The 13,862-nt window shown below is 66.2% G+C and carries 11 protein-coding genes; 6 read left to right on the top strand and 5 right to left on the bottom strand.

Features of this window, described 5'->3' with window-relative positions; translation table 11 throughout:
* Positions 1–13 precede the first annotated feature (13 nt).
* Complete coding sequence (locus NGR01S_RS24245) at positions 14–865, top strand: SDR family oxidoreductase (RefSeq protein ID WP_063040634.1); 852 nt, start codon at positions 14–16, stop codon at positions 863–865.
* 57 nt (positions 866–922) lie between these two features.
* Here NGR01S_RS24245 and NGR01S_RS24240 read toward each other — a convergent pair whose 3' ends face one another.
* Together NGR01S_RS24240 and NGR01S_RS24235 are read right to left on the bottom strand one after the other, a co-directional pair.
* Positions 923–2,827 carry a glycosyltransferase gene (locus NGR01S_RS24240; protein ID WP_063040719.1) on the bottom strand — a complete coding sequence of 635 codons (1,905 nt, stop codon included), beginning with the start codon at positions 2,825–2,827 and terminating at the stop codon, positions 923–925.
* Positions 2,828–2,974: 147 nt separating this feature from the next.
* Positions 2,975–3,517, bottom strand: a complete 543-nt coding sequence (locus NGR01S_RS24235; protein ID WP_245664744.1) for a GtrA family protein — start codon at positions 3,515–3,517, stop codon at positions 2,975–2,977.
* A gap of 322 nt (positions 3,518–3,839) precedes the next feature.
* Here NGR01S_RS24235 and NGR01S_RS24230 point away from each other — a divergent pair, with 322 nt between their 5' ends.
* The gene (locus NGR01S_RS24230; protein ID WP_245664743.1) at positions 3,840–4,892 is read left to right on the top strand and encodes a glycosyltransferase; all 1,053 of its coding nucleotides are present in this window, start codon (positions 3,840–3,842) and stop codon (positions 4,890–4,892) included.
* Positions 4,889–6,409 carry a DUF2142 domain-containing protein gene (locus tag NGR01S_RS24225; RefSeq protein WP_245664742.1) on the top strand — a complete coding sequence of 507 codons (1,521 nt, stop codon included), beginning with the start codon at positions 4,889–4,891 and terminating at the stop codon, positions 6,407–6,409. The genes NGR01S_RS24230 and NGR01S_RS24225 overlap by 4 nt, the downstream gene beginning before the upstream one ends.
* 55 nt (positions 6,410–6,464) lie before the next feature.
* On the opposite strand, the gene rfbB is transcribed toward NGR01S_RS24225, so the two are convergent.
* On the bottom strand, positions 6,465–7,472 hold the full coding sequence (rfbB, locus tag NGR01S_RS24220) for a dTDP-glucose 4,6-dehydratase (RefSeq protein ID WP_063040632.1): 1,008 nt from the start codon (positions 7,470–7,472) through the stop codon (positions 6,465–6,467).
* 304 nt (positions 7,473–7,776) lie between these two features.
* Between rfbB and NGR01S_RS24215 the strand changes: the two genes are divergently transcribed.
* Together NGR01S_RS24215 and NGR01S_RS24210 are read left to right on the top strand one after the other, a co-directional pair.
* A complete protein-coding gene (locus tag NGR01S_RS24215; protein WP_063040715.1) occupies positions 7,777–8,496 on the top strand; it encodes a DUF8020 domain-containing protein in 720 nt (239 codons plus the stop codon).
* 73 nt (positions 8,497–8,569) lie between these two features.
* Positions 8,570–9,391: an LLM class F420-dependent oxidoreductase gene (locus tag NGR01S_RS24210; RefSeq protein ID WP_063040630.1), complete on the top strand. Its 822-nt coding sequence runs from the start codon at positions 8,570–8,572 to the stop codon at positions 9,389–9,391.
* A gap of 4 nt (positions 9,392–9,395) precedes the next feature.
* Here NGR01S_RS24210 and NGR01S_RS24205 read toward each other — a convergent pair whose 3' ends face one another.
* Both NGR01S_RS24205 and NGR01S_RS24200 read right to left on the bottom strand, forming a co-directional pair.
* Positions 9,396–11,336, bottom strand: coding sequence for a hypothetical protein (locus NGR01S_RS24205; protein WP_084481669.1), 1,941 nt, complete (start codon positions 11,334–11,336; stop codon positions 9,396–9,398).
* Positions 11,337–11,417: 81 nt separating this feature from the next.
* Positions 11,418–12,458, bottom strand: a complete 1,041-nt coding sequence (locus tag NGR01S_RS24200) for an ATP-grasp domain-containing protein (RefSeq protein ID WP_245664751.1) — start codon at positions 12,456–12,458, stop codon at positions 11,418–11,420.
* Positions 12,459–12,981: 523 nt separating this feature from the next.
* Between NGR01S_RS24200 and rfbA the strand changes: the two genes are divergently transcribed.
* Positions 12,982–13,854 (top strand): glucose-1-phosphate thymidylyltransferase RfbA, encoded by an 873-nt coding sequence (gene rfbA, locus NGR01S_RS24195; protein WP_063040624.1) that lies wholly within the window; start codon positions 12,982–12,984, stop codon positions 13,852–13,854.
* Positions 13,855–13,862 lie beyond the last annotated feature (8 nt).

The following is a 13,862-nucleotide window of genomic DNA, read 5'->3' as shown; positions in this document are numbered from 1 at the left end:
AGGAGGGCAGGCAATGACAGCTACCGGAGACCAACCGCTCGCCGGCCGGACGATGATCATGTCCGGCGGCAGCCGCGGTATCGGGCTGGAGATCGCCAAACGGGCGGCCGCCGACGGCGCGAACATCACGCTGATCGCCAAAACCGATCAGCCCCATCCCAAACTGCCGGGCACCATCCACACCGCCGCCGCGGAACTGGAGGAGGCGGGGGCGACCGTACTGCCGTTCGTCGGCGATGTGCGGATCGACGAATCGGTCGCCGAGGCGGTTCGGCTGACCACCGAGCGCTTCGGCGGTATCGATATCGTGGTCAACAACGCCTCCGCCATTGATCTGTCTCCCACCGATTCGCTGGCGATGAAGAAGTACGACCTCATGCAGGACATCAACTGCCGCGGCACTTTCCTGCTGTCCAAGCTGTGCATACCGGCGCTGCGTGACTCCGCCGGCGCCGGCCGGAACCCGCATATCCTGACGCTGTCGCCGCCGCTCAATCTGGACCCCAAATGGGCCGGGTCCTCCCTGGGCTACACCATCGCCAAGTACGGGATGTCGCTGACCACGCTGGGGCTGGCCGAGGAACTGAAATCCGACGGTGTGGGCGTCAATTCACTCTGGCCGCGCACCACGATCGCGACCGCGGCCGTACGCAATCTGCTCGGTGGTGAGGAAATGGTCCGGACCTCGCGGACCCCGGATATCTACGCCGATGCCGCCTACCTGGTACTCACCTCACCGGCCACCGAGACGACCGGCAATTTCTTCATCGACGACGAGGTGCTCGCCACCCACGGCATCACCGACCTGGACAAGTACCGGGTGACCCCGGGCGACGAGCCCCTCACCACCGACCTGTTCCTCTGACGATCACGGGCCACGCCGCGTTACGGCGTGGCCCGTGCGGACAGCGGGCGTTTTGGGTCAGTTCCGGTCGGCGTCGATTCCGTACAGCCGCTCCCAGTTCTCCCGGCTGGTGAGTTCGGCGTGTGCGTCGCGGTAGCGCCGCTGCAGGTCCGGCAGTTCCTTGTACAGCCGGCGCAGTACCCGCACCGTGCGCAGCAGCAGGGCGCGCGCGGTCGCCTTGTCGCGCTTGCGGACCCGGACCCCGGACTGCGAGGCATCGGTGACCACGACATGGTCGAACAGCGAGACATGCCACCAGTGCGCGTCCTCGCGGGTGACCCCGACCAGCCCGTGCTGGACCTTGCCGGTCCACTGCTGGATCGCGCGTTTGATCAGCACTGCCAGCAGCCGGCTGGGTTCGCCGCCGGCGCGGCGTACACGGATCTCGGAGGCGTCCACCGGCGGCGTCGCCGCGGGGTGCTTAACGGTCTCGGTGTAGTCGGCGCGACTGGTCCGGGCCCGTTTCAGCGGCTCGATACCGCCGTCTCGCAGGATCGACGGCCCCGCCAGGAAGTCCTCGATGCCCTGCAGGGTGGTGTGCGCGAGCCCGTACTGCATCGCGACCAGATATTCGGAGATGTTCCGGAGGAGCTGCCGGGTGATCGTGCCCGGGTCCAGGTCCGCGTGCATCGCGCTGACGATCAGCGAGTTGCGGGTGCTGAAGTACCGCGCCCAGTCGTCGAAGTCCTTCCAGTAGAAGTCCGCGTGCCAGACCGCCGCATTGGGCAGCGTGACCGTGACGAACCCGTGCTCACGGGCGCGGACCCCGTATTCGACATCGTCCCACTGGAAGAAGATGGGCAGCGGCAGCCCGATCTTCTTCACCACCTCGGCCGGGATGAGACAGGTCCACCAGGCGTTGTATCCGGCGTCGACCCGGCGTTCCTGGTTCTTTTTCAGCATGCTGGTGTTGCGCAGCGCCTTGGGCACCTTCTGGCCGTGCATGAGCCGATGCAGGTGCACATCCTCGGCGCCGACATTCAGGTAGTCGGGGTTGAGCAGGAACAGCATCTGCGCGCCGACCAGCGTCGGTTCCACGGTGAGGTTGGCGAAGGCCTGCAACCGCAGCACGGTCTCGGGTTCGCAGAGGATATCGTCGTCCATGAGGATGACATCGGCGTGTTCGTTGGCCGCGGACACCTCGTACAGCCCGCGGGTGAAACCGCCCGCACCGCCCAGATTGGGCTGGCGGATGTAGCGGAGTTTGTCCCCGAACATCGACCGCGTGGCCTGGTACAGCGGCCGATTCTCCACCAGATCGGTGCCCTGGTCCACCACGTACACTGCGTCGAGCGAGCCGAGGACGGTCTGGTCGGAAGCCAGTGCGGCAATGGTCTCGGCGCAGTCCTGGGCGCGGTTGAAGGTGCAGATGGCGATGGCGACCGGGCGTACGGTCTCGGGTGCGGTCGCGGTCCAGGTGAGTTCGGAGATCTCCAGGTCGGCACCGACCGCTTCGAACTCCAGCCACAGAGCCCCGCCGTCGACGAACTGGTCCAGCGGCGCGGTCAGGGTCAGCGGACCGCTGCCGGTGACCTCGGCGGTGCCGACGATCCGGCGGTGCCCGGCGATATCGGAGGCCACGATCCGCACCCTGGCGTGCTTGCCGACCTGCAGGGTCATGGTGGCCTGCACCTCGGTGACCACGGTCCAGCGCTGCCAGTAGCTGGCGGCGAAACGGCCGAAGTAGGTGTTGGTGTGCGCGGTCGAGCCCTTGTCCAGGCGCAGGCTCATCCGGTCGCGGGTGGCACGGCCCTTGACCACCGCGTACAGCTCGTCGCTGATCTTCGCCGAGGGCCCGGTGAAGATGCCCCGGGCGAGCACCAGTCTGCGCGGAGCCCGGTGGTGTTCGGCGCGCAGCGACTCCGGCGCGACCGCAGCGTGATCGTTCGTCTCGGTAACGGCCTGCATAGCCGACTGGTCCATGAAGTCCTCGAAATCCTCAATATTTTCGCGCATGAGCGAGGGCCCTGCGTGGTTACGCTCCGCTACCGCCTCCGGGCCTGACCAACTCATACTGTGCCGACTGGACAAACATGTCCCTGAATACGGTTCGCGGCGGGCCCGAGGATATCAATCAGCCACGCCGGTCGCCCGGTTGGTCGTTTCCCTATCGGGATCCCCGGTAAACACGAACTTGTCATAAGCCCAATACCGGAAGACCACGGCAACGATCTGACCGATCAATGTTCCAGAGATATTGTCCGCCAGCGGCGTGGCCAGATCCAGGACGTACCTGGAGAAACCCAGGCAGCCCAATTGCAGGCCGATCGCGATCACATTGATCGCCGCGTAGCGCACGTACTCGCGGACCGGACTGCCGGACTGCTTGTGCGAGAACGTCCACCACTTGTTGCCGAAGTAGGTGACCACCGTGGCCACCCCGATCGCGATGATCTTGGCGGGCAGCGGCGCCGAGTACATGAGACCCTCGCCACCCCAGGCGCCCAGATTGAACACCAGCAGGTTGTAGGTCCCCGCATCGACCAGGAAGCCGATCACGCCGACGACCAGGAACGCCGCGCTCTGCCGCAGCCCGGTCCGCAGGCGCTCGGCGAGCGAGCGGGGGGCCGGCGCGTCGGCGGCGACAGCGGCCGTGGGCTCACCAGATGACACGCGCCGACGGTACCGCAGCGACCTGAGCCATCCTCTGTGGCACGGCATGAGCGGGTCAGGCCCGGAGGCGGCAGCGCAGCATCACCACGCAGGGCCCCCGCTCATGCCCGACGAAAACAGCATGAGCGGGTCAGGCCCGGAGGCGGCAGCGCAGCATCACCACGCAGGGCCCCCGCTCATGCCCGACGAAAACAGCATGAGCGGTTCAGGCCCGGAGGCGGCAGCGCAGCGCAACCACGCAGGGCCCTCGCTCATGCCCAATGTCACAGACCCGGTACTCTCCCCGTGTTCCCATATCCGTCGATTTCGAGGATTTGACCAGGTGGAATCCACCGACGAATTGCGCATTGCGGCCGTCGTCCCGTGTCACAACGAAGAGGCGTCGGTCGCCAAGGTCATCGCAGACCTGAAGGCCGCGGTGCCCGGAATTGTCGTCTACGTGTACGACAATCTCAGCACCGATGCGACCGCCGAGAAGGCCCGGGCCGCCGGCGCGATCGTGCGGGCGGAGCGGGCCAAGGGCAAAGGCAATGTGGTGCGCCGCGCTTTCGCCGATATCGAGGCCGACATCTATCTCATGATCGACGGCGACGACACCTACGAGGCGTCCGCGGCGCCGGCGATGATCGAAACACTGCTGTCGGGCCCGTACGACCATGTCCTCGGCGTCCGGAAACAGGACGAGAGCGGATCGGCCTACCGGGCGGGCCACGAAACCGGGAACAAAGTCCTCAACGGCGTGGTGGGCAAGGTTTTCGGCGAGAACGTCGAGGATATGCTCAGCGGCTTCCGGGTATTTTCCCGGCGCTTCGTGAAGAGCTTCCCCGCGGTCTCCCGGGAATTCGAGATCGAAACCGAACTCACCGTGCACTCACTGCACCTGCGGGTCCCGCAGACGGCGGTGCCGGTCGGTTTCCGGGACCGGCCGGCCGGCAGTGAGAGCAAACTGCGCACCTACCACGACGGTTTCAAGATCCTCGCCCTCATCGTCGGATTGGCTCGGCACGAGCGGCCGGTCGCCTTCTACGGCCTGCTGGGTACGGTCGGCTGGCTCATCTCGGTGGTGCTGACCGTCCCGATCATCATCGAGTACTACGACACCCACACCGTGCCCCGTTTCCCGACCCTGTTCCTGGCCTGCACCTTGCTGCTGGTCGGTTTCCTGGCCTGGACCGCCGGTCTGATCCTGGACGGTATTCGCCGGTCCCGACACGAAGCGGCACGCCTGATCTATCTCCGCTACGAGGCCCCCGGCGCGAGCGCCGCGGCCGCCATGAGCACGTCGGCCCCGGCGGCGGTAGCGCAGCGTAACCACGCAGGGTCCGCGCTCATGCCCGGACAGCACAGCGACCAGGTGGGCGGGGACATCCGTTGACCGCCGAGACCGCGGCCCGCCCTGCCGGAGACGAGCAGGCCGCGGGTCGTTCCTTCCTGGCCGGTCCCCGGCACGCCGGAGAGGTCCTGTCCCGCAGGATGGGCCCGGCGACCATCGCGTTCGCCCTGCTGGCCGGGATCTTCGGGCTCGTCTTCGCGGTGATGAGCCCGCCGTTCTGGGGTCACGACGAGATCACCCAGTTCGGGCGCGCCTACCAGGTGGCCCACGGCGGACTGAACCCCACCCGGATCGACGACGACCGTGGCGTCGCCTACGGCGGTGAGGTGCCGGCGGCGATCGAAGCGCTGATGGGCTACGCCCTGGACGATTACACCCACAATCCGGGCGAACCGTATCCCGATGTGGCCGATCCGGCCGCCTACCAGCGGCTCAGCGATACCCCGGTCACCGACGAACGCAAGATCATCTGGTTCACCAATACCGCCGCCTACTCCGCGGTCCCCTACGTGCCCAATGCGATCGGTATCGGATTCGCCGAACTGATCGACGCCGACGCCGGCACCATGCTGCGTCTCACCCGGCTGTCCGGGCTGGCCGCCTACCTGCTCGTGGTCGGCTTCGCCCTGTGGGCGTTGCGGGCACATCGCGTCCAGTGGCTGGTCTTCACCGTGGCCGTCCTGCCCATCGCCGTGTTCCAGGCCGGGACGGTCACCGCCGATACACTCACCAACGCGCTGGCCGTCCTGGTGTCGGCGCTCCTGGTGAAGGCCCTGTTCCTCGGGGACCGGCTGGGCCGGGTGGAAACCGTCGCGGTGCTGGGTACCGCGATCGCGCTGCCGCTGTGCAAACCCACCTATGTGCTGCTGGCCATGCTGGTGGTGCTGATTCCGGCCGAGCGGATGGGCCTGACCGGTTGGCGCCGGTGGCTCACCTGGGTGTGCGCGGCGATCGGTGCGGTCGGGTTCGCGGTCTGGATGAAGATCGCCGCGCCCACCGGCGAGGGCACCAGCCTGATGCGGCCCCCACACCAGTGGTACACGGTGGACACCGGCGAGCAGTTGATGGGCATCATCACCGACCCGTTCGGCTTCCTGCGGACCTTCTGGGAGAGCATTCTGCGGCGTGACCAGGAGTGGTTCCCCGAATTCTTCGGGGAACTCGGTTTCGCCTACATCAACGTGCCGGCTACCGCGATCGTGGCCTGCCTGCTGGCCTTCGCGGTGAGCGTGGGGACGGCGGAACGCCTCGACCGCCCGGATTTCCGGCGCACGCTGGTGGTGGCGCTGACCATGGCGGCCAGTGTCGCGATGATCTACGTCACCCTCTACATGTCGTTCACCCCGGTCGGCTACTACATCATCGACGGCGTCCAGGGCCGCTATTTCGTTCCGCTGGCCATTGTGTCGTTCGCGGTACTGCTGCGCTGGATGCCCTTCCGGCTCCGCGGCCCCGGCGACCGCGAACCCGGCCGCTCCGCCGCGGTGACCATCGTCGTCGCGACACTGATCGCCCTGATCGCCTCGGTGGCGAAGTACCACATCTACGTCTGGGCCTGAGGGCAATCGCGCCGGATACGCCCGGTCCGCGCTACGGCGGGGCCGGGCGTTGTCATTACACGGAGATGGTCCGCTCCCCCGCGTCGGTGTACGCCCGCTCGGTAGCGGCTTTGACCGGACGCCACCAGGATTCGTTGTCCCGGTACCAGGCGACCGTGGCCGACAGCCCCGCCCGGAAGTCCGCGTAACGCGGCTGCCAGCCGAGTTCCGTGCGGAGCGGGCCCGCGTCTATCGCGTACCGCTGGTCGTGTCCGGCGCGATCGGTGACATGGTCGAAATCGCCGGGATCCCGCCCGAATTCGGCGAGGAGTAGTTCCACCACCGTCCGGTTGTCCAGTTCACCGTCGGCCCCGATCAGGTAGGTCCGGCCGATCCGGCCCCGGTCGAGGACATCCCAGACCGCGCGATTGTGGTCCTCCACGTGGATCCAGTCACGGATCTGATGTCCGGCGCCGTAGAGCCGGGGGCGTACCCCGTCGATCAGATTGGTGATCTGGCGGGGAATGAATTTCTCCACGTGCTGGTACGGCCCGTAGTTGTTGGAGCAGTTCGACAGCGTGGCACGCAGGCCGAAGGAACGCACCCAGGCGCGCACCAACATATCGCTGGCGGCCTTTGTCGCCGAGTACGGGCTCGACGGGTTGTAGGCGGTGCGTTCGGAGAACGGGGGGTCGTCGGGGCCGAGATCCCCGTACACCTCGTCGGTGGAGACATGGTGGTACCGCACATCATGGCGGCGGACCGCCTGGAGCAGCGAATAGGTGCCGACGATATTGGTCTGCACGAACGGCCAGGGTTCGGCCAGCGAGTTGTCGTTATGTGATTCGGCGGCGAAATGGACCACCGCGTCCACCCCGCTCACCAGTTCGTCGACCAGGTCCAGGTCGGCGATATCGCCGTGGACGAAGTCGATCCGGTCGGCCACCGGGTCGAGCGAGGCCCGGTTGCCCGCGTAGGTGAGCGCGTCCAGCACGGTCACCGTCGTATCCGGCCGTTCGGCGACCGTGTGCTGGACGAAGTTGGCTCCGATGAACCCGGCTCCACCGGTCACGAGTAGGCGCACCCATTCACTCTACGTCCTGGTCACCAGGCCGGGCGGCGCTCGGTGGCACCCCGGCGCTCCCGGCCCGGCGGCCGGCCCCGTGCGCCGCGTCGCAGGGTGCTCCGAACTACACCGAGGGTCGATCAGGAACACGAGATTTTCCGAAAGAGCAAGAGTGCGACGGGCTTTCGGTACCCCCTCGGCCAGAGGCCGCTACCGGGCCATTAACCTTTTTGTCTGGATTCGACCGGGCCCCACCGGGCGGTCGCTTCCGTTCGATTGACACGTATCTGTGCCCGCACTCCCATATGAGGTGAATACATCCATGCTCGTCAGGAGTTTGACCACGATGTCGACGCTGCTCATCGCCGCGCTCGGTATCGCATCCGGCAGCGCCCACGCCACACCCACCGCTCGGCCGGCGCCGGTCGGCTTCACCGCGGAGGTTGTGGACGGGCGTTCCGTCGTCACCACCGATTCGGGGTCCATGGTGGTCGAGGACGGTACCTTCAAGATCAAAGCGGCCGATGGCACGGTGGTGGCCGGCACACCGCTGAAATTCCGGCTCGACGATTTCGAGTTCCCCATCGCGGCGGCGATCTCCGGCCACACCGCGACGCTCACCCCGCAACTCGACCCGGACCGAGCGGTGTACCGACCTGCCGCGCTGCCCCATCAGGAATCAGCGCCCTGGAAGACCCCCTACGACCGTGAGGTCGCCGCCTTCACCCGGCTCAAGGACACCATTGCCACCGGAGCCGCGGTCGGCACCGCGGTCGGCGGACTGGGCGGCGCCGCAGTCGGCTGTGTGCTCGGGGGCATCGCCGGCGCGACCGTGGCCGCGGCGACCATCGTCGGGCTCTTCGGTCCGTTCGTGCCGGCCGCGGTGATCGGCTGCCTCGGCGGAATCGTCGCGATCGGTGCCCTGGGCACGGTGGCCGGCCAGCTCTTCGTCACCGCCCCGGTGATCATCGGCGCGGTGATCCAGTACGTCACCACCGTCAACGAACCGTTCCCGCCGACCGGCTCGACTCCGGCTCGGTAACCTGCGGAAATTCTCGTCCGCCACGGTGTCCACCCGCGAAATATTCGCGGGTGGACACGGCGTTCGTCTTGTCATGAGGATCGGCGTCAATACCTTCCTGACCGATGAGGGAATCAGCGGGACCGCACTCGGGCCGGCACTCGAGGAACGCGGTTTCGAATCGCTGTTCCTCGCCGAGCATTCGCATATCCCGGCGAGCCGGGAGTCCCCCTACCCCGGCGGCGGCGACCTCCCGCGGGTCTACTACCGCACCTTCGATCCCTTCGTCGTACTCGGCGCGATCGCTGCGGTCACCGACCGGCTCGTCCTGGGAACAGGGGTCACGCTGCTCGTTCAGCGCGACGTCATCCACACCGCCAAGGAGGTCGCCACCCTCGACCACCTCTCCGGCGGCCGTGCGGTCTTCGGCGTGGGTGTCGGCTGGAACCGCGAGGAGATGGCCGACCACGGCACCGATCCGCGCACCCGCGGCGCCCTGCTGGACGAACAACTCGAGGCGATCATCCGCATCTGGACCGAGGACCTCGCCGAATACCACGGGCGATTCGTCGATTTCGACCCGATCTACGCCTGGCCGAAACCGCACCGGCAACCCCATCCGCCCGTATTCATCGGAGGTGGCGAAGCCGCGGCGCGGCGCGCGCTCCGGCACGGCGTGGGCTGGATCCCCAACGGCGTCTCCGATCCCGCCGCGGTACCGGCCCAGCTCGCGGAGTTCACCGCGAGTGGTCTGCCCGTGACGGTCACCCCGGCGCCGGCGGACCCGGCGGTACTGGACGCCTACGCCGAGGCCGGAGTGGAACGGGTGACCTTGAAGCTGGAAACGCGGCCGGAAGCGGAGTCCCTGCGCGATCTGGACGAACTCGCGAAACTGCTGGAGCGGTACCGGGACTGAACGCTCAGGCGGGCAGCCGGTCGGCGCCCCAGCTGCGGTGCACATAGCCCACCACCCGATCCAGCTCCTCCCGGTCCACCGAGGCCAGTTCGCCGGGCTCCAGCGGATCGAAATGGAAGATATAGAGACGCGAGGCGAACTGTTCGAACGGCAGCGATGCCTCACCGAACCGTTCGCCGTGCCCGGCGGTACCGACCACCACGCCGTCTCCCCAGTCCTGCCCGCTGTCATTGTTCGGGTTGTAGAAATAGACCCGCATCCGCTCCTGTGGGTCCAGCGCAACCCGCAGCACCGTGATCGCATGCCAGCCGACGAATCGGGCGGCGCTGTCGGTCACCGCGATTCCGGCCGGCTGCGGGTGGATCAGCGGCTGGTTGCCGTTGTGGAAGGGGTGGTAGCTCGCGTAGAAGTGCCGCAAGAACTCGTCGAGATCGGTCAGGTTGCCGGTCGCCACGTCGACATTGATCCGGAAGCCGCGCCCGGACCACCACCCGTGGAATTCCGGGTTGATCCAGCGGTGCGGGTCGCCCTCCCGATCCACGCAGCGGCGGCCCATCTCCGCGTAGATCCGGTCCAGATGGGGCACGACCAACAGCGATACCGGGTCAAGGTCCACCGGCAGCTCGGTGGCGACCCCGCCGGCACTGTCGCGCGAGGAGATCGGCTCGCCCTCGAAATGCATGACGACCTCGTCGTCGCGGGCGGCCCAGGCCAGTGTCTGCAGCAGATAGTCGGGGTCGTTGTAGGCCCACATGGACAGCGCTCGCGCGGACTGACAGGTCGGGTTGTCACCCTGGCCGATCCCGAGCGGCAGCCCGAGTACCGACAACATGCCCGCCAGCAACCGGGCGCGGGGAGCCGGGTCCGCTCCGAACGCCTGCGTCAGGCGCTGCCGGGCATGCGCCGACAGTTGCAGCGCCAGCTGCCGCCACAGGGCCGGGGCCACCGGGGGCTGGTACAGGATGCCGCGTTCCAGCATCAGCGCCAGCCCGTAGATACACTGCGCCGTCTCGACATGCACGGCCTCGTCGATCAGCTGCCGCACCAGTTCGTGGTAGCAGAGCAGGCATTCACGCCCGGTGCTGGACAATCCCAGTGCCTCGCCCAATAGGTACTCGCCCTTGTTCAGCAGGAAGCGCAGCAGGACGGCGTGGTACGGCGACACCAGGCCCGTATCGTGCATCGAGCGCGCGAAACCCGCTGTCTCGTACTGCAGGGCGCTGTCGTCCATGGTTTCCAGCCGGGTGCGATACACCTCGACACCGGGATCCTCACGGCAGGCGTCGGTGGTGCCGTACAGACTGCTGATCAGCCGGTCCGCGCCCAGCCCACCGGCGCCCAGATCGATATCCGGATTGCTGCGCGCCACCGCGATCTGGGTGATCATCCGTTTCACCGAGTCGACCTGGATCGGACGCTGCCGCAGGATCCGCCAGATCTCGTCGACCAGATTCTCCAGGACCTTCTCGTAGCCCACCTCCTCCACCAGGTGGCGCAGCAACTCCCGGGGCACCTGGGCCATCCGTCCCTGCTGTGTCCGCTCGGCCTCGGACGGCGGGGTGAACAGCAACGACAGGTTGATGGCGAGCACCTGCGACACATGGTGGTGGGCCTGCTCCGCGGAGATCTGCGGATGCACATACGCCCCCTTGGCGACCTCCAGCAACCGTAGATTGCTCACCGTCTCCAGGACGACGGTGTCCGGATTGGTGCTGCGCAGCGAGCCGCTGCTCAGCGACGGGATGAGGATCTGCGGGCGTGCCCAGTCGGTACCGAGGAACAGTCCGGCGGTATCCAGCCGCGCCGCGCGTGACCGCACCGCGGCGCAGCCTTCGGGCAGCAGCAGTACGCGGCGCAGCGCGCCGAATACTCGCGACAGCTTGACCTGCTTGCCGAAATCACCGGCATCCGCAAGTGCCTGGGTGGCCTCGTCCAATCGGGCCATATGCCTGTCCATGGACTCCCCGCCGCTGTTGAGTGGACTCAATCGCCGAACCTCCCCGACGAACCCGTTGCCGACAACGGATCAAATATAAAAATCGAGCTCTTCCTGCCTTTTCAGCAGGTCCCGGAGAGTGTACGGGTCCTCTCCGAAGAAGTACAGAAGACCCCAATGGTTTCCGAAAGCCGTACGCTTCATCACTTTTTCGGTCAGCGGAGCGGTGAGCTCGTGTGTATCGAAATATTCGTGATCTTCGGTCTCCTCCGGCACCGACAATCGGCTGACCACCCGGCGGCGTGGATAGACTCCGAAGGTACCCGCATGCCCCTTGGCGTCGACCACCTCCTGCGGGAAGAATTCCGTGATCTCGTCTTCCGTCGTCTTGGGGTCGAATGCGAGCACCAACCCGTGGTAGGCATTGAAACCGTACGCTCGCTCCAGCAACTCGAACACTTTGAATCCAGGCGGCCGGTAGGCGACCTCACCGAAATACATCTCGCCGTCGCTGGTCACGAAGTACTCGGGGTGGACGAACCCGAATTCGATATCGAACGTTTTGATGAGCCGCTCCACCTGGCGGGTTATCTCCGGCCTGTACTTCTCCAGTTCCGGGGTCGCCGGGACGAAAACGGAGTAGCCGAGTGTCACATATTCCGAAATATTCAGAAATCGTATCTTACCGTCATGAATCCACGCCTCGACCGCGAACTCCCACCCGTCGAGATGGGATTCCATCAGCACCGGGAATTCGTCGTCGGGGATGGTCTCGATCTCGTCGGGCGTCCGGATGACCCGGTGGCCGAGGCAACCGGCCTTGTCGAAAGCCTTGATGTGGATGGGGTCGTTGGGGTCGCCGTCGAGTTTCATCAAGGTCTGGTTGACCCGTTTCAGGAAACGGATCACGTCATCGCGCTCGTGCGCTTCCTCGAAGATCCCCACCCTGATACCGCCGAGCTGCGCGCGCCGTTTCATCAGAGCTTTGTCCCGCAGCAGCATGGCCTGACCGAAAAGCCGCGGATTGTCCATCAGTACGGAATTTATGGCTCCCGCCCATTCGACGGTTTCCTCGAAGATCGGGATGGCTACGTCGACGCCCATGTCACGTAATGTCTCGGAGATTTCCACCGAACGCTCGTTCAGCCGTTCGAAATTCCAGGGGATATATGGTATCCCGTGCTCCGCACAGTATGCCTCCGCCCATTCCGGGGCCACCACCACGTAACGCCTATCGAAACGATCTATCGCCTCGACCGCATTGAGACTCCAACCCAAAAGCGCTACATACCCCTTCTCCGGGTTTCGTTTTCTCGCGTCCACAGCCGGAACCGACAAAGCCTCTCCCCTCTCAATCCCGTTTCGCACCTATCAGATCTCGAGGGCGCAATATCACGGCCGTACACGGAAAACCGCGGCGGCACAGAATTCGGGCGGATACTCGACCGAATCCTCAACAAAATATCGAGACGGATCTGGATCGGACCCCTGTATCGCCCTCATTGTCGGTGAGTACCCAGAAAGCGCGCCACCAAACGGTGCCGAGGACGCGGTGGACCGGGCCCGCCGCGCGGTCCCGGCCCACCGCATCCGGCGGCGCGGCGAAGTACGCCGCACGCACCCGCTCGCACCCGGGCTGGCACACTGACCGAACATGCGCGGAATCATTTTGGCGGGCGGCACCGGGTCGCGTTTGCATCCGATCACGCGCGGGGTGAGCAAACAGCTGGTCCCGGTCTACGACAAACCGATGATCTACTACCCGTTGTCCACTCTCATGCTGGCCGGGATCCGGGACATCCTGGTGATCACCACACCCGAGGACGCCGCGTCCTTCCAGCGCCTACTGGGCGACGGGGCCCAGTTCGGTATCGCGATCGACTACGTCGTGCAGCCGGTCCCCGACGGTCTGGCCCGGGCGTTCGTACTGGGCGCCGACCATATCGGCCGCGATCCGGCCGCACTGGTGCTGGGCGACAACATCTTCCACGGCCCCGGCCTCGGCACCGGCCTGAGCCGGTTCGCCGCGATCGACGGCGGCGCGATCTTCGCCTACCGGGTATCCGATCCGACCGCCTACGGCGTGGTCGAATTCGCCGACGGCAAGGCTATTTCCATCGAGGAGAAACCCAAGCTGCCGCGATCCAACTATGCGGTCCCGGGACTGTATTTCTACGACAACGACGTGGTGGAGATCGCGCGCGGGCTGCGCCCCTCCGCCCGCGGCGAATACGAGATCAGCGATATCAACCGGGCTTATCTGGAGGCGGGCAAGCTCAGTGTCGATGTGCTGGCCCGCGGTACCGCCTGGCTGGACACCGGCACCTTCGACTCACTGCTGGACGCGGCCAACTATGTCCGCACCATCGAGGAGCGGCAGGGTCTGAAGATCGGAGTGCCCGAGGAGGTCGCGTGGCGAATGGGCTATATCGACGACGAGCAGCTGTGCCTGCTCGCCGACCCGCTCACCCGCTCCGGCTATGGTAGATACCTGCTCGATCTGCTCGAGCGCGGACGAAGTTGGTGAGTGGGTAG

It is taken from the genome of Nocardia grenadensis NBRC 108939 (assembly GCF_001613445.1).
Taxonomy (GTDB): domain Bacteria; phylum Actinomycetota; class Actinomycetes; order Mycobacteriales; family Mycobacteriaceae; genus Nocardia; species Nocardia grenadensis.
Note: the sequence above shows the minus strand (reverse complement) of the source record. Positions and strands in the feature narration are given on the sequence as shown.